The sequence below is a fragment of the Mycolicibacterium vulneris genome (assembly GCF_002104765.1).
GTDB lineage: Bacteria > Actinomycetota > Actinomycetes > Mycobacteriales > Mycobacteriaceae > Mycobacterium > Mycobacterium vulneris.
The window spans coordinates 138,854-158,424 of record NZ_NCXM01000004.1; the positions used below are offsets into that span (position 1 = coordinate 138,854).

18 protein-coding genes and 2 pseudogenes are annotated in these 19,571 nt (G+C 67.2%); 8 read left to right on the forward strand and 12 right to left on the reverse strand.

Features of this window, described 5'->3' with window-relative positions:
* Position 1: 1 nt before the first annotated feature.
* Positions 2–196, forward strand: a pseudogene (locus B8W69_RS05540) (UTRA domain-containing protein); the annotation flags it as partial.
* Positions 197–313: 117 nt separating this feature from the next.
* Positions 314–781, forward strand: coding sequence for a hypothetical protein (locus tag B8W69_RS05545; RefSeq protein WP_085288923.1), 468 nt, complete (start codon positions 314–316; stop codon positions 779–781).
* Between the two features lie 16 nt (positions 782–797).
* Here B8W69_RS05545 and B8W69_RS05550 read toward each other — a convergent pair whose 3' ends face one another.
* Positions 798–1,868 carry an NAD-dependent epimerase/dehydratase family protein gene (locus B8W69_RS05550; RefSeq protein WP_085288924.1) on the reverse strand — a complete coding sequence of 357 codons (1,071 nt, stop codon included), beginning with the start codon at positions 1,866–1,868 and terminating at the stop codon, positions 798–800.
* A gap of 146 nt (positions 1,869–2,014) precedes the next feature.
* On the opposite strand from B8W69_RS05550, the gene B8W69_RS05555 reads away from it, so the two are divergent.
* Together B8W69_RS05555 and B8W69_RS05560 are read left to right on the forward strand one after the other, a co-directional pair.
* Positions 2,015–2,830 (forward strand): lysophospholipid acyltransferase family protein, encoded by an 816-nt coding sequence (locus B8W69_RS05555; protein ID WP_085288925.1) that lies wholly within the window; start codon positions 2,015–2,017, stop codon positions 2,828–2,830.
* Between the two features lie 28 nt (positions 2,831–2,858).
* A complete protein-coding gene (locus B8W69_RS05560; protein WP_181447333.1) occupies positions 2,859–4,274 on the forward strand; it encodes a WS/DGAT/MGAT family O-acyltransferase in 1,416 nt (471 codons plus the stop codon).
* Here the strand turns inward: B8W69_RS05560 and purQ are convergent.
* From purQ to B8W69_RS05575, 3 genes are all read right to left on the reverse strand, one after another.
* The gene (gene purQ / locus B8W69_RS05565) at positions 4,241–4,915 is read right to left on the reverse strand and encodes a phosphoribosylformylglycinamidine synthase subunit PurQ (protein ID WP_065028463.1); all 675 of its coding nucleotides are present in this window, start codon (positions 4,913–4,915) and stop codon (positions 4,241–4,243) included. The two genes, B8W69_RS05560 and purQ, sit on opposite strands and share 34 nt — an antisense overlap.
* Entirely contained in the window at positions 4,912–5,151 is a 240-nt protein-coding gene (gene purS / locus B8W69_RS05570) for a phosphoribosylformylglycinamidine synthase subunit PurS (RefSeq protein WP_044487430.1), read from the reverse strand. The genes purQ and purS overlap by 4 nt, the downstream gene beginning before the upstream one ends.
* Before the next feature lie 62 nt (positions 5,152–5,213).
* A complete protein-coding gene (locus B8W69_RS05575; RefSeq protein ID WP_181447334.1) occupies positions 5,214–5,948 on the reverse strand; it encodes an ATPase in 735 nt (244 codons plus the stop codon).
* Between B8W69_RS05575 and B8W69_RS05580 the strand changes: the two genes are divergently transcribed.
* Positions 5,925–6,563 (forward strand): MBL fold metallo-hydrolase, encoded by a 639-nt coding sequence (locus tag B8W69_RS05580; protein WP_085288928.1) that lies wholly within the window; start codon positions 5,925–5,927, stop codon positions 6,561–6,563. The two genes, B8W69_RS05575 and B8W69_RS05580, sit on opposite strands and share 24 nt — an antisense overlap.
* A 24-nt stretch (positions 6,564–6,587) precedes the next feature.
* Here B8W69_RS05580 and B8W69_RS05585 read toward each other — a convergent pair whose 3' ends face one another.
* Positions 6,588–8,255 carry an FAD-binding dehydrogenase gene (locus B8W69_RS05585; protein ID WP_085288929.1) on the reverse strand — a complete coding sequence of 556 codons (1,668 nt, stop codon included), beginning with the start codon at positions 8,253–8,255 and terminating at the stop codon, positions 6,588–6,590.
* A gap of 47 nt (positions 8,256–8,302) precedes the next feature.
* On the reverse strand, positions 8,303–9,007 hold the full coding sequence (locus B8W69_RS05590; RefSeq protein WP_085288930.1) for a DUF2334 domain-containing protein: 705 nt from the start codon (positions 9,005–9,007) through the stop codon (positions 8,303–8,305).
* A gap of 156 nt (positions 9,008–9,163) precedes the next feature.
* On the opposite strand from B8W69_RS05590, the gene B8W69_RS05595 reads away from it, so the two are divergent.
* Both B8W69_RS05595 and B8W69_RS05600 read left to right on the forward strand, forming a co-directional pair.
* Complete coding sequence (locus tag B8W69_RS05595; RefSeq protein WP_245843130.1) at positions 9,164–10,783, forward strand: DHA2 family efflux MFS transporter permease subunit; 1,620 nt, start codon at positions 9,164–9,166, stop codon at positions 10,781–10,783.
* A 139-nt stretch (positions 10,784–10,922) separates the two neighbouring features.
* Positions 10,923–12,536: a DHA2 family efflux MFS transporter permease subunit gene (locus tag B8W69_RS05600; RefSeq protein WP_085288932.1), complete on the forward strand. Its 1,614-nt coding sequence runs from the start codon at positions 10,923–10,925 to the stop codon at positions 12,534–12,536.
* Positions 12,537–12,589: 53 nt separating this feature from the next.
* Here B8W69_RS05600 and B8W69_RS05605 read toward each other — a convergent pair.
* The 3 genes and pseudogenes from B8W69_RS05605 to B8W69_RS05615 all read right to left on the reverse strand — a co-directional run.
* Positions 12,590–12,929 (reverse strand): annotated as a pseudogene (locus B8W69_RS05605) (TetR/AcrR family transcriptional regulator); the annotation flags it as partial.
* Between the two features lie 10 nt (positions 12,930–12,939).
* Positions 12,940–15,102, reverse strand: a complete 2,163-nt coding sequence (locus tag B8W69_RS05610) for a S9 family peptidase (protein ID WP_085288933.1) — start codon at positions 15,100–15,102, stop codon at positions 12,940–12,942.
* Complete coding sequence (locus B8W69_RS05615) at positions 15,099–15,989, reverse strand: phosphoribosylaminoimidazolesuccinocarboxamide synthase (RefSeq protein WP_085288934.1); 891 nt, start codon at positions 15,987–15,989, stop codon at positions 15,099–15,101. Before B8W69_RS05615 ends, B8W69_RS05610 begins: the two co-directional genes overlap by 4 nt.
* 52 nt (positions 15,990–16,041) lie before the next feature.
* Here B8W69_RS05615 and B8W69_RS05620 point away from each other — a divergent pair, with 52 nt between their 5' ends.
* Positions 16,042–16,662, forward strand: a complete 621-nt coding sequence (locus B8W69_RS05620) for a hypothetical protein (protein ID WP_085288935.1) — start codon at positions 16,042–16,044, stop codon at positions 16,660–16,662.
* Here B8W69_RS05620 and B8W69_RS32390 read toward each other — a convergent pair.
* The 3 genes from B8W69_RS32390 to purB are packed head-to-tail and all read right to left on the reverse strand — an operon-like array spanning position 16,659 to position 19,548.
* Complete coding sequence (locus tag B8W69_RS32390; RefSeq protein WP_085288936.1) at positions 16,659–16,874, reverse strand: hypothetical protein; 216 nt, start codon at positions 16,872–16,874, stop codon at positions 16,659–16,661. The genes B8W69_RS05620 and B8W69_RS32390 overlap by 4 nt on opposite strands.
* Complete coding sequence (locus B8W69_RS05630; RefSeq protein ID WP_085288937.1) at positions 16,871–18,133, reverse strand: cytochrome P450; 1,263 nt, start codon at positions 18,131–18,133, stop codon at positions 16,871–16,873. Before B8W69_RS05630 ends, B8W69_RS32390 begins: the two co-directional genes overlap by 4 nt.
* Positions 18,130–19,548: an adenylosuccinate lyase gene (purB, locus tag B8W69_RS05635; protein ID WP_085288938.1), complete on the reverse strand. Its 1,419-nt coding sequence runs from the start codon at positions 19,546–19,548 to the stop codon at positions 18,130–18,132. Before purB ends, B8W69_RS05630 begins: the two co-directional genes overlap by 4 nt.
* Between the last annotated feature and the right edge of the window lie 23 nt (positions 19,549–19,571).

Below are 19,571 nucleotides of genomic sequence, written 5' to 3' on the forward strand. Positions count from 1 at the left end.
AGTGGCCGGCGCTCTGAACCTGCCGCTGGGGTCTCCCGTGCTGGTGCTCGAACGCACCAGCTACGGCCCTGACGAGAAGCCCCTCGAGGTCGTGGAATTCCACGACCGGCCCGAGAGGTACAGGTTTACGGTCACGCTGCCGCGCACCGTGCCCAGCCCGGGCGCCGGCATCGTGGAACGACGCGGGCCCACCTGAGCGACGGTCAAAACCCCTACGAGCCGGTGCTCACTCAGCCAACTCTCAACAGATTCTTCGGTGCCGCTTCGCTCGGCTCCAAGCATTCCCAAAGCCACAGGCCGCACCATCGAACTCATGATGAATGAGCAGCTGTGCGCGAACCTGGTCGAACGCTACCTGCGCACCCGCGGGCGGCGATATTTTCGCGGCCACCACGACGGCGAATACTTCTTCGTCACCAACGCTCCGCGGCGCTTGCACGTTCACTTCGAGGTCTCGCCCGCGCACGACGACGTGTTGATCATCCGCGTCACTCCCGGGTGTTATTTCCCGGCTGCCGACCGCCCGTGGCTGACGTACTTCTGCGACCGGTGGAACCGCCTCGACCGCGAGGTCACCGCGATCGTGCACGGTTCGTCGGACCCGCAGCGCATCGGCGTGACGGCCCGCAAGTCGCAATGGATCCGAAACGACGTGTCCTTCAACGACTTCGCGTCGTTCGTCGACCGGGCCGTCGCGGATGCCACCGAGCTCTTCGATGAGCTGAGCCCCACCGTCGAATTGCCTTCCACGGAACGGCCTTTACTGCGCGACGCCGGCTGACTTCCGGACCCGCTACCTACTTCGACGGAGTATCCGGGCGCGGCTCGCCCAACCCGGCCCGGATCGCGCCCCACGGATCGGCGTAGCGTCCGGGCGTATCCCGGTAGGCCGCACGGCTTTTGAGGAACCGTCGGGCCAACGGCGAGATCAGCCGCATCGGGTAGCGCCGCCACCCGGCGACCGCCCGCATCTCGGCGAGCATGTCCGGCCACGAATGGCGCTGGAATCGCAGGACCTGCTGGGACCGAACCGTATCCATCCAGTCCGTGACGAACCAGTCGTCGTCGCTGTCCGGATCGCCCGGCCGGCCGCCGGGCAGGACGTCGACCAGACCGCGCGCGGCGGCCAGCGCCTTACCGACCTCCCCCTGCCGAAGCAGGTGCGACTCGTCGCCCGCGATCAGCAGTGTCTCACCGGCGACATCGGCGGTCACCGCGGCGGCGAACGCGCGCGCGACATCGCGGACATCGACGGTGTGAATACGGCCATCGGCCGGCAGGGCGCTTTCGAAGAACAACGCATCGACGCTGAACGGCATGGCGTCCGGTTCGACGCTGATCACCCCGGCCAGGCGCAGGACGACCCACTCGAGATCCGACGCCCGCAGGTGCTGTTCCGCTTCGGCCTTGTGCGCGCCGTACAGGTCGGCCGGGTTCATCGGGCTGTCCGGGCGCAACAGCTCGTGATGCCGGTGCGGGTTGCGCGCGCCGTACACGGCGTTGCTCGACGCCTGGATGAACCGCACCGGATGCGGCCTCGACTGCGCCGCGCGCAGCAGCGTGACGGTCGCGTCGACGTTGACGCGGCGGCCCAGCGCGGGCTGGCGATAGATCAGCGGCGGGATCACCGCGGCCAGGTGGACGATGGCGGTGGGCGACGTCTCGGCGAGCAGCCGATCAACCTGTCCCGGGTCCGTCAGATCCGCCCAGTGCGCCTCGGCTCCGGCCGGCAGCGCCGCCGCGGCTTTGCGCTGGGCGGCGGTGCCCAGGTCGGTCACGACGACGCGATGGCCGTCGGCAACCAGCCGGCGCACCGTCTGCGAGCCGACGAGTCCGAAACCCCCGGTAACAAGAACCTTTTCGGACATACTCCCCCGCTACGCGTTCGCCCCAGCAAACGGATATGACATTCTCTTTAATGGAGAGTAGCATATGCCGATCGAGGGCTCAGGTTTGAGACCGGCGTCACACCGGCAACAAGTAGCAAAGAGCGCAGAACGGACGGCGGGGAGCCATGAAGGGCAACGGTGTGGACGCGGCGGACAACCACGAAACGGCCAAATGGGATCCGGCCTTAACAAAACAGGTGACGAAGGTGCTCGGACCGGCCATCAAGCGGTACTACCGGGCCGAGGTGCGAAATATTGACAACGTGCCGTCGTCGGGCGGAGCCCTGGTGGTCTCCAACCACTCGGGCGGCATGCTGACCCCGGACGTCCTGATCTTCTCCCCCGCCTTCTACAACAGGTTCGGCTACGACCGCCCGGTCTACACGCTGGGCCATTACGGGCTGTTCATCGGGCCCTTGGACGGCTGGCTGCGCCGCCTCGGGGTCATCGAGGCCAGCCGTGAAAACGCCGCCACCGCCCTGCATTCCGGCGCCGTGGTGCTGGTGTTCCCGGGTGGCGACTACGACTCCTACCGGCCCACCTTCAGCGCCAACACCATCGACTTCAACGGCCGCACCGGCTACGTGCGGACCGCCATCGAAGCCGGGGTGCCCATCGTGCCGACCGTGTCCATCGGCGCCCAGGAGACCCAGTTGTTCCTGACCCGGGGCAACTGGCTGGCCCGCAAGCTCGGCCTAACGAAGGCGCGGATGGACATCCTGCCGATCAGCGTCGGATTCCCCTTCGGGCTGAGCGTCATCTTCCCGCCCAACGTGCCCCTGCCGGCAAAGGTCGTCACCGAGGTTCTCGAGCCGATCGACATCACCGCCCGGTTCGGGGCCGACCCCGACGTCGACGAGGTCGACGCCCACGTACGCGCCGTCATGGAAGCCGCGCTGCAGCGGCTCGCCGGCCAGCGCCGGTTCCCGATCCTGGGCTGACCGCACCCGGGGCCGCTGGAGGTGGCGTGTGAAAAGACTCAACGGTATGGACGCGATGCTGCTCTACAGCGAGACGCCCAACCTGCACACGCACACGCTGAAGGTGGCCATCATCGACCCCGCCGACTTCGACGGCGAATTCGGTTTCGAGGCGTTTCGTCGCCACGTGCGTCGCCGGCTCCATCTACTAGAACCGTTGCGCTACAAGCTCGTTGACATTCCCTGGCATCTGCACCACCCCATGTGGCAGGAGAACTGCGACGTCGACCTGGACTACCACCTGCGGCGGGTGCAGGTGCCCGCGCCGGGTGGTCGGCGCGAGCTCGATCAGGTGATCGGCAACGTGGCATCCACTCCGCTGGACCGCAGTCGCCCGCTGTGGGAGTTCCATTTCGCCGAGGGGCTGGCCGGTGGCCGATTCGCCTTGATCGGCAAAGTTCACCATGCGCTGGCCGACGGTGTCGCATCGGTCAACCTGCTGGCCCGCGCGATGGATCTGCGCGACGGGCACACCGACGAGCGCGACAACGACGAGGGCGGCGTCACCACGTCCAATGCCGACCTGTTGCGTGCGGCGGCGCGCGACCACGTCCGGCAGATCGGTGAACTGCCCAGGCTGCTCAAGGACGCGGCCGTCGGCATGATGCGGGTGCGCCGTCGGTCCAGAGAGCGCGGGGCCCACCCCGACCTGGCCGAGGCGTTCGACGCACCGCCGACATTCCTCAACCATCTCGTCTCGCCGCAACGCTGGTTCGCCAGCACGTCGTTATCGCTGCCGGAGGTCAAAGCGACGGCAAAGGCGTTGGGCATCACGGTGAACGATGTGGTGCTGGCCATGGCGACCGGCGGGCTGCGGACGTTGTTGCTGGCTTATGACGGCGCGGCCGAGCGCCCGATCATCGCCTCGGTGCCGACGGCCACCGACAAGTCGGACCGGATCACCGGCAATGAGATCAGCGGGCTGATGATCTCGCTGCCGGTCCATGTCGCCGACCCCAAGGAGCGGGCCCAGCTGGTCGCCCTGGCCACCAGGATCGCCAAGGAAGACCACGAGGTCCTCGGCCCGGAGCTCTACGGAAAAATGATGGCCTACCTTCCGACCGCCTTCGCGCCCGCCGCATTTCGGTGGCTGGGCCTGCGCGACGCGCCGAACAAGCTGATGAACGTCGCGGTGTCCAGCGTGGTAGGGCCGCGCGAGCGCGGCCACTTCGGCGGCGCGGCCGTCAGCGAGATCTATTCCACCGGCGTGCTGTCGCCCGGCGCCCCGGTCAACATCACCGTGTGGAGTTATGTGGACCGACTCGGCGTCGCGGTGCTCACCGACGACCGGACGTTCAACGACCCGCACGAGGCGACGGATGCCATCGCCGCGTCATTCGCCGAATTGCGCGATGCCGCAGGCGTTTCCGCTCAACCGGCGAGCACGCCGTCCAGCACCGAATAGAACAGGCCCAGGCCGTCGTCGGAAGGCCCGGTCAGTGCCTCGATGGCGTGCTCGGGATGCGGCATCAGGCCCACCACGCGGCCATTGGCGGAACTGACCCCGGCGATGTCGTGCAGCGATCCGTTGGCGTTCTCGTGGTACCGGAACACCACCCGCCCGTCGCCCTCGAGCTCCTCGATCACCTCAGCCGGCGCCACGTAGCGTCCCTCGCCGGACTTCAGCGGGACCAGCAGATCGGCGTCGGGCTCGAATCGAGACGTCCACGCCGTCGAGGTCGACGCCACTCGCAGCCACACGTCGCGGCAGATGAAGTGCAGGCCCACGTTGCGGGTCAGCGCCCCGGGCAGCAGGCCGGCCTCGCAGAGCACCTGAAAACCGTTGCAGATGCCCAACACTGGCATGCCGCGCCGGGCGGCCTCCACGACCTCGGTCATCACCGGGGCGAACCTGGCGATCGCACCGGCTCGCAGGTAGTCGCCGTAGGAGAAGCCGCCGGGCACCACCACGGCGTCCACGCTCCGCAGATCGGCGTCGGCGTGCCACAGGTTGACCGCCTCGGCACCCACCCGCCGCGCGGCGCGGGCGGCGTCCACGTCGTCGAGTGTGCCGGGGAAGGTGATGATCCCGATGCGTGCCGTCACTGCGTCTCCCGGCTGATCGTCCAGTCTTCGATCACGGTGTTCGCCAACAGCGATTCCGCGATCTCGGCGAGCGCCGAATCGTCGACACTGTCGTCCACTTCGAGCTCAAACCGCTTGCCTTGCCGAACTTCTGAGATTCCCGGATGTCCGAGGCGACCCAGCGCGCCCACAATCGCTTGACCTTGCGGGTCGAGAATCTCCGCTTTGGGCATCACGCTCACGATCACCCGGGCCACCGGCGCTCCTCCTCAGTTGGCGTTTTCGGCGCCAACTCTACCGGCGAACGCGCAGCTCGGGGTTACGGGCACGAGGCAATGTAGGCCTCGCACAGGGGTCCGCTCATGGCATTGAGCACCGGATCGTCCGCCATCGCCGGCCAGGCCGTCTGCGGCGGGGCCGTCGACCAGAGCGTGACCTCGCTGATCGTGCTGCTGGCCGGGTGGGCGAACAGATAGGTGTGCATCACCACCGGGCCGCTGATCACGGCGGCCATCCGATTCGATTCGTCGATGGTCAGCGACGGTGACTCCTGCGGTGCACGCTGCTGGCAGGCCCGCAGCGCGGCGACGGCATTGCTGAACGCCGTGGTCGCGATCGCGCCACCGTGCGCGGTGTCACCGCGCCAGTGCAGGACCTGGGCCTGCAGTTGCCACTGCCCGTCGGGATGCTGCACCGTCACGCGGGCCGCGACGGCCGAGTCGCGGGGGTCCTGGGGTATCGCCGGCGCGGCGCACAGCTCCTCGAACCGGAACCGCGGGCCGGGCGCCGAACCGGTCGTCTGCAGAGCCTGGCCGGCCAGGGCGGGCCAGTGGTACACGGCGTCCAGCGGGACGGCGTGCTGATCGATCCACGCGGTATTCGGGATTCGGTCGCACAGCCCCGGGCAAGTCTCCGGCTCGGCGTGCGCAGGGACGACGACGATCAGAGCAACTGCGAAACTGCCTGCGACCAGCATCGTGGCCAGGATCACGCGCATCGGCAGCTTGTCCATCAAGGCACAATCGTAGATATGCAACTGACGCATTTCGGCCATTCGTGCCTACTTGCCGAGTTCGACCACACCCGCGTGCTCTTCGACCCCGGTACCTTCGCGCACGGATTCGAGGGAATCACCGGCCTGACCGCCATCTTGATCACCCATCAGCATCCCGACCATGTCGACGCCAAACGGCTGCCGGCATTGCTTGAGGGTAACCCGGATGCGGCGCTCTACGCCGATCCGCAGACCACCGCGCAACTTGGCGCGCCCTGCCGCGAGGTGCACGTCGGCGACGAGCTGCACATCGGTGAACTGACGGTTCGCGCGGTCGGCGGCAAACATGCGGTCATCCACCCGGAAATTCCTGTGATAGAGAACATTTCGTTTCTGGTGGGCGATGCCGGCCATCGCGCCCGGCTGATGCATCCCGGTGATGCACTCTTCGTGCCCGACGAACCGGTGGACGTGTTGGCCACCCCGGCGGCCGCGCCGTGGATGAAGGTGTCCGAAGCGGTCGATTACCTGCGTGCCGTGGCTCCGGAGCGCGCCGTTCCCATTCACCAGGGGATCATCGCCCCGGATGCGCGCGGCATCTACTACGGACGCCTGACAGAGATGACCAGCACTGACTTCCAGGTGCTGCCCGAGGAAGACGCCGTCACGTTCTAGCGACCGGTTGGCCCTCGCCCGCGGCTAGGTGATGTCGTCGGCGGCGCCGCGTCCGGCGGCGCGGCCGGAAAAGATACAGCCACCCAGAAAGGTGCCCTCCAGGGCGCGGTAGCCGTGCACGCCGCCGCCGCCGAACCCGGCCACCTCGCCGGCGGCGTACAGGCCGCTCAGCGGCGTGCCGTCGGCCTTCAACACCCGCGAGGCAAGGTCGGTTTCGATGCCGCCCAACGTTTTTCTGGTCAGGATGTGCAGCTTGACCGCGATCATCGGCCCCGCCTTCGGATCGGTCAGCCGGTGCGGCGCCACCACCCGGCCCAGCCGGTCGCCAAGATAGTTGCGCGCGCCGTGAATCGCCGTGATCTGCCCGTCCTTGCTGAACTTGTTGGCCACCTCCCGATCCCGGGCGGTGACCTCGGCCTCCACGGTGGCGTAGTCCAGCGGCTGCACGTCGGGCAGCTTGTTCATCGCCGTCACCAGGTCGCGCAACGAGTTCGCGCTGACGAAGTCCACACCCCGGTCGACAAACGCCTGCACCGGCCCCGGCGGCCCGGAACGCGCCCGGTTTCGCAGCAGCTCGCGGACGCTCCGTCCGGTCAGGTCGGGATTCTGTTCCTGCCCGGACAGCGCGAATTCCTTCTCAATGATCTTGGTGTTCAACACAAACCAGGTGTAGTCGAACCCGGATTTGGTGATGTACTCCAAGGTGCCCAGCGTGTCGAAACCGGGGTAGAGCGGGACCGGCAACCGCCTGCCGCTCGCGTCCAGCCACAGCGACGACGGGCCCGGAATGATCCGGATCCCGTGCAGCGGCCAGATCGGGTCGTAGTTGGTGATGCCCTCGGTGTAGTGCCACATCCGGTCGGGATTTATCACCCGCGCACCGGCCCGCTGCGAGATGGCGATCATCCGGCCGTCGACGTGGGCCGGCACCCCGCTCAGCAGTTGCTCTGGAACGCGGCCCATGTCCTTCGGCCAATTCTTGCGCACCAGTTCATGATTGGCGCCGATGCCGCCGCTCGTCACGATCACCGCGTCGGCGCGAAATTCAAACTGCCCTATCGATTTTCGCGATGACGCGACTCCCCTGGGCGTGGCCGACGGCTCCAGCACGGTGCCCCGGACGCCGGTCACCGCGTCGCCCTCGACGATCAGCTCGTCGACCTGGTGGCGGTGCGCGAACCGGACCGACGAGCGGTCGCGCAGTTGACGGGCGAAGATGTCGACCAGCGCGGGCCCGGTGCCCCAGGTGATGTGGAAGCGGGGAACCGAATTGCCGTGTCCCTGTGCGTCGTAGCCGCCGCGCTCGGCCCAACCCACCAGCGGGAAGAGTTTGAGCCCCCGCGACCGCAGCCAGCTGCGTTTCTCCCCGGCGGCGAAATCGACGTAGGCGTGCGCCCATTGGCGTGGCCAGTAGTCCTCGGGACGGTCGAAGGCCGCCGTGCCGAGCCAGTCCTGCAACGCGAGTTCATGGCTGTCGCGGATACCCAACCGGCGCTGCTCGGGGCTGTCGACGAAGAACAGGCCGCCGAAGGACCAGAAGGCCTGCCCGCCCAGGTTGGCGCTGTTCTCCTGATCGACGATGAGCACCCGTAAGCCGCGATCCACCAGTTCGCAGGCGGCGACCAGGCCGGCCAAGCCCGCCCCGACGACGATGGCATCAGCGTCGAACCCCGCAACCGAAGAATCGCTCATGTCGGACCAGGGTAGTGCCCCGACGAGCAGGTCAGACAGCCGCTTCGTCAGGCGGCGTCGAGCACCGCTTTAGCCGGCTCCCAGCGATACACGGTGGGTGTGCAGGCGTGCATCAAGGCCAGGTCGACCGCGTCCACCATGGCCTGTAGCGGCCCGGGCTTGCGCAGGTGGCGAGCCGCGACCGCAACCCGCACGACGCCGCCGCGGCGAGCGATCCGCTCGGCTGAAAGCACCACCATCCGGCACCACCACGGCTCGGTGAGGAAGCCTTCGCCGATGCCGAGGACGCGTGCGCGGACGGTGTTGTGGCGGACCAGGTCGGTGATCCCATGCAGATCAGCCAGCAAGCGGAATCCGTTGTCCGGCAATGCCTTGACAACGCCGGGTGACACCACCCAGCCGGGCGCGGCGAACAAGCGGGTGCGCAGCCCGAGGTGCTCGAGCACCCGGTCGGCGGCCGTCAATCGCAGGTTGGCCTCGTGCGCCCGCAGGATCGCGAATTCGCCGCGGCGCTTTTTGGTCGCGGCGTCGTCGTAGCCATGCAGCACGATGGCGTCGCCGCCGGCGCGACGGGTGGTCAGCCATTCAACGGTTCGTGGGTCGTGGTCGAGCCGGTAGTCACCGGACAGGCGGGGCGCCACCAGCAATGACACCGGTACCTTGCGGGCATCCATTTTTGCGCAGAACGCCTCGACGTCGGGAAGGGTGCTTTCACCGATCCCCGAGACCGAGACGATCAATTTTCCAGACACACCAGCAGTTTGCCGATCCCAAGTGTCGGAATGGTGAAGGACACGCAGACAGCAGGCGTATATGCACTCGCCCAAGCGCGATAACTGATTTCGGCCGCTGCCAGACCTGCACAGACTACGACCGCCGCGAGCGTCAGGCAATGTGATCAGTTCGATATGCTAAGCAACGCCATGGATGAGGCCTCGTACTCAGCGGCGAAAACGCCGCTGCCCCACGCCCCCACCGGGCAGCCGGGTGTCGAGGAACGGGAATATCCCGACAAGCTCGATGCCGCGCTGTTGCGGATCTCCGGTGTGTGCATCTTGGCCACCGTGATGGCGATCCTGGACGTCACGGTCGTCAGCGTCGCGCAACGCACCTTCATCGACCAATTCGCGTCCTCACAGGCCGTCGTGGCCTGGACGATGACCGGCTACACCCTCGCCCTGGCGACCGTGATCCCGATAACCGGGTGGGCGGCCGACCGGTTCGGCACCAAACGGCTCTTCATGGGTTCCGTGGTGGCGTTCATATTGGGCTCGCTGCTGTGTGCGATTGCCGCAAACATCGTGCAGCTCATTGCGTTTCGCGTGGTACAGGGAATCGGCGGTGGCATGCTGCTGCCGTTGGGATTCATGATCTTGACCCGCGAAGCAGGCCCGGGACGGCTCGGGCGCCTGATGTCGATCCTGAGCATCCCGATGCTGCTCGCCCCGATCGGCGGCCCGATCCTGGGCGGCTGGCTGATCGACACCTCGAGCTGGCGGTGGATCTTTCTGATCAATGTGCCGATCGGATTTCTCACCATCGCACTGGCCGCCATCATCTTCCCGCGGGATCACCCGGCCCGGTCGGAGACCTTCGACGCCGTCGGCGTGCTGCTGCTCTCGCCGGGCCTGGCGATGTTCTTGTTCGCGGTGTCCTCCATCCCGGGCCGCGGCACCGTGGCCGACCGCCAGGTGGTGATACCGGCGGTGATCGGGCTGGGGTTGATCGCGGGCTTCGTCGCGCACGCGTGGCATCACGCCGACCACCCGCTGATAGACCTGCGGCTGTTCCGCAACCCCGTGCTCACGCACGCCAACGTGACGATGCTGGTGTTCGCCGGCGCATTTTTCGGCGCCGGCCTGCTGCTCCCGAGCTATTTCCAGCAGGTGCTGCACCAGACGCCCATGCAGGCGGGCGTGCACATGATCCCCCAGGGGCTGGGCGCCATGTTGACCATGCGGCTCACCGGGCCGCTGGTGGACAGGCAGGGTCCCGGCAAGATCGTGCTGGTCGGGATCGCGCTGATCACCGCCGGCCTGAGCGCCTTCGCCTTCGGGGTGGCCACCCAGGCCCACTACCTGCCCATCCTGCTGGTCGGGCTGGCAATCATGGGCCTGGGCATGGGCTGCACGATGATGCCCCTGTCGGTCGCCTCCGTGCAGGCGCTGGCGCCCCATCAGATCGCCCGGGGAACGACGCTGATGAGCGTCAGCCACCAGGTGGGCGGCTCGATGGGAACCGCGCTGATGTCGATGATCCTGACGAACCAGTTCAATCGGAGTCCCAACATCGTCGCAGCAAACAAGCTTGCCGCCCTGCACCAGAAGGCGTTGGCCGACGGAGTGCCGGTCGATCCGTCGGCGATACCCCGGCAGTCGCTTGCCCAGGGATTTGCGAGCAATGTGGTGCACGATCTTTCGCACGCCTATACCGCGGTATTTGTGATTGCCGTCGTGCTGGTGGTGTGCACCTTCATTCCGGCGTCGTTTTTGCCGAAAAAGCCGGCAAGCGAAACGGCCGGCGAATAACATGATCGCCCGGTAACCGCGCAACCAGGACGTTTGGCGGTTTAGCGAGGGTTCAGGACGCGATCTCAGCGGTGCGAATTACACGCGTGCGAATAAGCGGATACGAGTAAAAACCTTCTGTCGGGGCAACCCTGTGGATATGCTCAGCGGCGCCATGCAGAAGACCCGCTCCGCAGCTTTCAGTGTCCCGTTGCCCACCGGCCCGGGATCGCCGCTGCGCTCCGACGAATACCCCGAGAAACTGGACGCCGCGCTGTTCAGGATCGCCGGAGTGTGCGGCCTGGCCTGCATCATGGCGGTGCTGGACAGCACCGTCGTCGCCGTCGCACAGCGCACCTTCATCGCGCAGTTCGGGTCCACCCAGGCCATCGTCTCGTGGACGATCGCCGGCTACATGCTCGCGTTCGCCACCGTGATTCCGATTACCGGATGGGCGGCGGATCGGTTCGGCACCAAGCGCCTCTTCATGGGTTCAGTGCTGATCTTCACGCTGGGATCGCTGCTGTGCGCGGTCGCGCCAAACATACTGTTGCTCATCCTGTTTCGGATAGTCCAGGGCGTCGGCGGCGGCATGTTGTTGCCGCTGAGCTTCGTGATCCTGACGCGCAAGGCGGGACCGAAACGGGTCGGCCGCCTGATGGCGGTGGGTGGAATCCCGATCCTGCTCGGCCCCATCGGCGGGCCCATCCTAGGTGGCTGGCTGATCGGCGCCTACGGCTGGAAGTGGATCTTCCTGATCAACCTGCCGATCGGGCTCACCGCCTTCGCCCTGGCAGCGATCATGTTCCCGAAGGATCGTTCGGCGCCGTCGGAGGCGCTCGACATCACCGGCGCGCTGCTCCTGTCGCCCGGCGTGGCGATCTTTCTGTGCGGGGTGTGTTCCATCCCGGGGCGGCACACGATCGCCGACCGCTACGTGTTGGGCCCGGCCCTCCTCGGCCTGGGCCTGATCGCCGCGTTCATCCTGCATGCCTGGTATCGCACCGATCACCCCCTGATCGACCTGCGATTGTTCCGAAACCCGGTGGTCACCCAGGTCAACGCGACGCTGCTGGTGTTCGCCGCCGCCTCGGTCGGTACCGGCCTGCTGGTGCCGAGTTTCTTCCAGATCGTCGGCCACGAGACGCCGATGCAGTCCGGTCTGCACATGCTGCCGATCGGGATCGGCGCGGTGCTGACCATGCCGCTCGGCGGAGCCTTCGTGGATAAGCGCGGGCCCGGCAACATCGTGCTGATCGGGCTGCCGCTCATGGCGGTGGGGCTGGGTGTCTTCACCTACGGGGTCGCCAGGCAGGCCGCGTATTCGCCGGTCTTGGTGACCGGGCTGGCGATCATGGGGCTGGGCATCGGCCTCACCACCACGCCGCTCTCCGCGGCGCTCATGCAGGCGCTAGCCCCGCATCAGGTTGCCCGCGGGACGACGCTGATCAGCGTCAACCAGCAGGTCGGCGGCTCGATTGGGGCCGCACTCATGGCGGTGATCCTGACCAATCAGTTCAACCGCAACGAGGCCCTGATGGCGGCGAACGAGATGGGCGGGGTGCGCCCGGGCGCCGGCAAGCACGGCCTGCCGGCGGATCCGTCCGCCGTCCCGCGACAGCCGCTTGCCCCCGATCTGGCCAGCCACGTGTCGCACCACCTGGCGCACGCCTATACCGCGGTGTTCGTGCTGGCCGTCGTGCTGGTGGCGTTCACCATCATCCCGGCATCGTTCTTGCCGAAGAAGCCGCCGAGCCAGCCCGCCGGCGAATAGCGCCCTCACCGGGCGAACAGCATCCTCGCGATCCGTCGCACCGTCTCCGTCGGGCGGTAGTGGCCCGGGTGGTCGATGGCGAATCGCACATACGCGAGTGCGGCGTCGACGAAGTCGCCCCGGGCATCGACCAGAGCCTGTGCGAACCGCGCAAAGCCCTCTGCGGCCAGCGCGGTGAACAGACCCCGGCGATCGGTGAAGTGGTGCGCCGGCGCGGCGTGGGAGACGCCCGCGGACCGGGCCAACGCGCAGCGAGACGCCGTCGGCGCCGCGCTCTGCCACCAGCCCCGCGGCCTCGGCCAGGATCACCGCGCGCAAGTCGCCGTGATGGTAGGTCTGCCGGCTTCCCGGCCAACATCTGTGCGTCCCGGATGCCGGATCGCCGAAATCGATGACGACCCGGCTACAGCTGCGGATCGGCGCCGAGATCGTCTTCCTGGCGGCCGCCGTAGCGGTCGCCCTCGGCGGCCGCTAGCAGCCACGCGTATTGGAAGGCGGCTTCCTCCCAACCCTTGTAGCGGCCACTGACACCACCGTGTCCGGCGTTCATCTGGGTCTTCAACAGGACCGGACTGCCGTCGCCGTTGGCGTGGCGCAGCGCCGCGACCCATTTGGCCGGCTCCACGTAGTAGACCCTCGTATCGTTCAGCGACGTCATGGCCAAAATCGCCGGATACCGCTTGGCCTCGACATTCTCGTACGGCGAATAGGACTTCATGTAGGAGTAGACATCCTTGTCCGCCAAGGGATTTCCCCATTCGTCCCACTCGGTGACGGTCAGCGGTAAGGAGGGATCCAAGATGGTGGTCAGCGGGTCGACGAACGGGACCTGCGCGAGAATTCCGGCGAAGAGCTCCGGCGCCAGGTTGGCCACCGCCCCCATCAGCAATCCGCCGGCGCTGCCCCCGAGCGCCACCAGCTGACGCGGCCGGGTGACGCCGGAATCCACCAAATGCCGTGCCACCGCGACGAAGTCGGTGAACGTGTTCCTCTTCTCCAACAGCTTGCCGTGCTCGTACCACAGCCGGCCCATCTCACCGCCGCCACGCACGTGGGCGATGGCGAACACCATGCCGCGATCCAGCAGCGACAATCGGGCGATGGAGAAGCTCGGGTCGGTGCACAGCTCGTAGGCGCCGTAGCCGTAAAGCAATGCGGGCGCCGGAAATTCGATCCCGGCGCGGTGCACGATGGACACCGGGATCCGGGTGCCGTCGTCGGCGACCGCCCAGTCACGCCGTTCCACATAGTCCGCGGGCCGGTAATCGCCGAGCACGGGCTGCTCGCGCAGCAAGATGCGCTCGCCGGTGGCGAGATCGATGTCGTAGACCCGGGCCGGAACGACCAGCGATCCCGCCCTGATCCGCAGCTTGGGCGCCTCCCAGTTGGGGTTGCCGGCCGGGCCGGCCGTCATCAGCTCGGAGTCGAACGAAATCTCTTCGGGCTGCCCATAGGTGCCGTCGGCGTTGATGGGCCACAGCTGCATCCGGGGCAGCGCCTCGCGCCGGTAGCTGACCACCAGGAGACCGGCGAATGCGTCGACCGCGTCGAGCCGGACGTCGTCGCGGTGCGGGATCAGGGTGCGCTGCTGTGTCGGATCGCTGACCGGCGCCTCGGTGAGGGTGAAGTTGACCGCGCCGTCGTTGTGCAGGATCAAGAACCGGTCCTGCCCGCCGATGACCGCGTGCTCGACCGCGTACTCAACACCCTCGCGGCGCGGCAGCACGACGGTGAACTGTGCCTGTGGATCGGCGGCGTCGGCGTAGCGGTACTCGGAGGTGATCGAGGATCCCGAGGCGATGAAGATGTAGGCCTCGCTGCGGGTGAGTCCCACGCCGAGCCAATACTTTTCGTCTTCTTCGTGATAGACCAGCTCGGCCTCTTCACCGGAGCCCACCCGGTACCGCCACACTTTGTCGGGGCGGTGTGCGTCGTCCAGGGTCAGGTAGTACACGGTGCGATTGTCGGCGGCCCACGTCGCACCCGCGCCGATATCGACGATCTCGTCGGGGAACAACTCGCCGGTGCGTAAGTCCTTGAACCGCAATGTGTAACGCTCATCGCCGAGGGTGTCGACGGAGTACGCCAGCAGGTTTCCGTCGAGGCTCACCGTCGCGGCCCCCAGGGAGAAGAACTCGTGTCCCTCGGCTTCGGCATTGGAATCGAGCAGAATCTGCTCGCCCGGGATCGCGGTGTTCTCGTCCAGCGTCGGCGGGTCCCAGTCGTCGGGCCCGCTTATCGGGCAACGGCATTGGACGCGATATTGCTTGCCCTCGTAGGTGCGCGCGTAGTACCACCACTCGCCCTGCCGGGTGGGCACCGAAAGATCCGTCTCCTTGGTGCGCGCCTTGATCTCGTCGAAAATCTGTTGCCGCAGCGGTTCCAGGTGGGCGGTCATCTGATCGACGTAGGCGTTCTCCGCCTCGAGGTAGGCGATGACTTCGGGGTTGGTCTTTTCGCGCAGCCACTCGTACGGGTCGACGAAGACGTCGCCGTGGTGCTCACGTCGACTCTCCACCCGCTTGGCGACCGGGGGCCCCGAGCCCTCCAAGTGCGTCTCGGTCATGCGCTGGGACCGATCCAGTCGTTGAAGCTCAGGCCGGAAATGCGTTCGTAGGCATCGATATAGCGGTCTCGGGTGGCGTCGATGATGTGCTCCGGCAGTGGCGGCGGGGGTTGTGAGCCGTGGCGGTCCCAGCCGGACTCGGGCCCGGTCAACCAGTTGCGGACGAACTGCTTGTCGAAGCTGTTCTGGACGACGCCGACCTGATACTCGTCGGCCGGCCAATACCGCGACGAATCCGGCGTGAAGATTTCGTCGGCGAGCAGCAGGTTGCCGACACGGTCGGTGCCGAACTCGAATTTGGTGTCCGCGATGATGATTCCCTTCCGGAGGGCGTGATCGGCGGCCTGCACGTAGATCTGCAGGGTGCGGTCGCGCAGTTGGTTGGCGGGCACGGCACCGACCATCTCGATGACGCGGGCGAAGGGGATGTTCTCGTCGTGGTCGCCCAGTGCGGCTTTCGTTGCGGGAGTGAACAGCGGTTCGGCGAACCTGCTGGCTTCGACCAGTCCCGGCGGCAGCGTGATACCGCAGACGCTTCCGGTCGCCTGGTAGTCCAGCAATCCCGAGCCGGTCAGGTAGCCCCGAGCCACGCATTCCACCGGAAGCATCTCCAGCTGGCGCACCACCAGCGCGCGGCCCAGCACCTCGTCGGGAATGCGTGGGTCGTCGGGTGGCCCGGCCAGATGGTTGGGGGCGTCGACGAGGCCGAAGAAGAAGACGCTCATCGCGGTGAGGATGCGCCCCTTGTCCGGGATGGTGCTGTCCAGGACGAAGTCGTACGCCGAGATCCGGTCGGTGGCGACGAGCAGCAGGTGTTCGTCGTCGACGCGATACAGCTCGCGGACCTTGCCGCTGGCCAGATGCTGGTAGTCGGACAGTGCAGGCATCCGGTCAGCCTATCGGGCACCTGCAAACGCGCTTTGTGCTGGGATCGGGGCTATGACACTGCGGTTTGTGCCCTACTCCACCAGGCCCGGCCGGCTGGCCGTCCAGCTGTTCAGCGACTTGGCCGTCGTCATCTGGACAGTGCTCTGGCTGCTCGTCGGGCTGGCCGTCTACGACGCCATCGCCACCATCGCCGACGCGGGCCGGCAGGTGGAGAGCGGCGCGAACGGAATCGCCGGCAATCTCGAGTCCGCCGGCCACGGCGCCCAGCACATCCCGGTGGTGGGTGACACGGTCAGCAAGCCGCTCAACTCCGCCAGCCACGCCGCGCTGGACATCGCCGGCGCGGGCCACGATCTGGACAGCGCGGCAAGCTGGCTCGCGGTGCTGCTCGCGATGGCCGTCGTCGCGGTCCCGATCCTCATCGTGGCGCTGCCGTGGCTGCTTCTGCGACTGCGATTCTTCCGGCGCAAGTTGGCGGTGACCACACTGGCCGCGACCCCGGGGGGTGCGCAATTGCTTGCGCTGCGCGCGCTGACGAACCGCCCGCCCCGGAAGTTGATCGCCGTCAGCGCGGATCCGGTCGGCGGGTGGCGCCGTGAGGATCCGGCCACCATCGGGGCCCTGGTCGCGCTCGAACTACGGTCGGCCGGAGTTGCGCTGCGCGGGAGCTAGCAACAGCGCCCGCGCCACCAGTAGCAGCCCTGCGACGACCACAATGATCCAGGCGGCCAACGCATCCCAGAAGAACACCTGGCGATGACGCCCATCGCGTCAATGATCAACCGGTATCCGTGATCGTGCGCGCCGATGGACAAGATTCCCGTCGCCATCACCGCGGCGAACACATCGGGTGAGGGCTCGACATCGGCGAGCCGGATCGTCACGGTTGGTCGCGTAGCTCCACGACGAGGTGCCGAATGCCGGTGTGCCGATTGCTGCGGGCCCATTCGACCGGCCCGACGACTTGGATCCCGCCGAACCGGGACAGCAGTTCTTCGAACAAGACCCGTAACTCGAGCCGGGCCAGGTTGGCGCCCAGGCAATAGTGCACACCCTGGCCGAACCCCAGATGCGGGTTGGGTTTTCGGGCGATATCGAACTCGTCGGCGTTCTCGAACACGCCGGGGTCGCGATTCGCCGAGCCTTCCCAGATCTGTATCTTCTGTCCGGCCTCGATCGGCTGCCCGCCCAGCGTGACGTCGCGGGTGGCGGTGCGGCGCTTGGAAGGTGACGGCGACGTCCACCGCACCATCTCCTCGACGGCCGTGGGTAGCGCGTCGAGATCGCCGCGCAGTGACCGCAATTGCTGCGGATGGTCGGCCAGCGCCAGCAGGCCGCCCGCGACGGCGTTGCGGGTGGTCTCCGCCCCGGCGCTGAACAACAGGCTGAAGAACAGGTACAGCTCGAGGTCGGACAGGGCGGACCCGCCGTCGGCGTCTTCCAGCATGGCGTTCGCCACGACCGACAACATGTCGTCGGTCGGGTGCTCCCGCTTGGCCGCGATCAGCTGCTGACCGTACTCATACATCCGCGACCCGGCCGCCGCGTCTCTTTCGGAGACCGACAGCTGCGACAGTGCGGCCTTGCGCGAGCCGCCGAAGTCGAATTGCGGCTCGATCGTCTCGAACAACCAATGCCGTTCGGATTCAGGCACTCCCAGCAGGATGCAGATCATCTGCATCGGCAATTCGACCGCGATGTCCACCAGGAAGTCGAACGGCTCGCCCGGCGCCACCGCGTCCAGCAGCCGGCGCGCCCGGGTCCGCAGATCGTCCTCGACCAGCCGGATCATCCGCGGCGTCAGCCCGGAGCTGACCAGCCGCCGGATCTGCGAATGCCGCGGATCGTCCATCATGTTGAGCACCTGACCCGCGATCGCCAGGTCCTGCAACAGCGTGCCACCATACGGTCGCGCGCCACCGGTGACCGATGAATACGTCACCGGATCCTTCAGCACCTCAAGCGTTTCCGCGTAGGTTGCCACCGACCAGAACCCTTCGCCGTCCGGGGTGTTGTCGGTCGGCGCATGCCAGTACACCGGCGCCTCACGGCGATGGATCGCGAACAGATCGTGCGGAAATCCGTTGGCGAAGTTGTCCAGATCGGTGAAGTCGATCTCCGCGAGCGCGCCGGCCAGCGTCACAGGATCGCACCCGGGGCGTACTTGGCCGCGTCCGGGTAGCGATTCACCAGCGCGTCCACCTGCGCCGCCACCTCGTCCACCTGGTCACCGGCGGCGCCGGTGAACGCCTTCTTGTCGGCGAGCGCGGCGTCCAGCGCCGCCCGGTCCAGCGGCAACCGCTCGTCGGCCGCCAGCCGCTCCAGCAGGTCGGGCTCGGCGCCGTGTTCGCGCATGGCGAGGGCGGTGGCCACCGCGTGCTCGCGGATCACGTGATGCGCGGCCTCGCGCCCGACGCCGGCGCGCACCGCGGCGATCAACACCTTGGTGGTGGCCAGGAACGGCAGGTAGCGGTCCAGTTCGCGACTGATCACCGCCGGATAGGCGCCGAACTCGTCGAGCACCGTCAGGAACGTCTCGATCTGCCCATCGATGGCAAAGAAGCTGTCCGGCAACGCCACTCGTCGCACCACCGAACAGAACACGTCGCCCTCGTTCCACTGCGCACCGGCCAGTTCGGCGGCCATCGAGGCGTAACCGCGCAGCACGACCTGCAACCCGTTGACCCGTTCGCAGCTGCGCGTGTTCATCTTGTGCGGCATGGCCGACGAGCCCACCTGTCCGGGCGCGAATCCCTCGGTGACCAGTTCATGCCCGGCCATCAGCCGGATGGTGTGGGCCAGCGACGACGGCCCGGCGCCCAGCTGCACCAGCGCCGAGAACACGTCGTGGTCCAGCGAACGCGGATACACCTGCCCGACGCTGGTCAATACCGTTGCGAATCCCAGGAATTCGGCGACGCGCCGCTCGAGGTTGGCGAGCTTGGCCGCGTCACCGTCCAGCAGGTCGAGCATGTCCTGCGAGGTGCCCATCGGGCCCTTGATGCCGCGCAGCGGGTAGCGGTCGATCAGCTCCCGCAGCCTGGTCAACGCGATCAGCGTCTCCTGTGCCGCCGACGCGAACCTCTTGCCTAACGTGGTGGCCTGCGCGGCGACATTGTGGCTGCGTCCGGCCATCACCAGGTCGCGGTAGGTTACGGCCCGCTCGGCAAGCCGCGCGGCCACCGCCACGCCGTGACCGAAGACCAGTTCCAGCGAGCGCCGGATCTGCAGTTGCTCCACGTTCTCGGTCAGGTCGCGACTGGTCATGCCCTTGTGCACGTGCTCGTGACCGGCCAGCGCATTGAATTCCTCGATGCGCGCCTTCACGTCGTGGCGCAGCACCCGTTCGCGGTCCGCGATGGACGCCAGGTCGACGTCCTCGATCACCCGCTCGTAGTCGGCGATGGCTTCGGAAGGTACCGATACACCCAATTCCGCCTGTGCGCGCAGCACCGCCAGCCACAGCCGCCGCTCGGCGACGACCTTGGCCTCCGGCGACCAGATCGCGACCATCTCGGCACTGGCGTACCGGGTGGCCAGCACATTCGGAATGCTCACTTGGTCCTCACGAACACACAGCT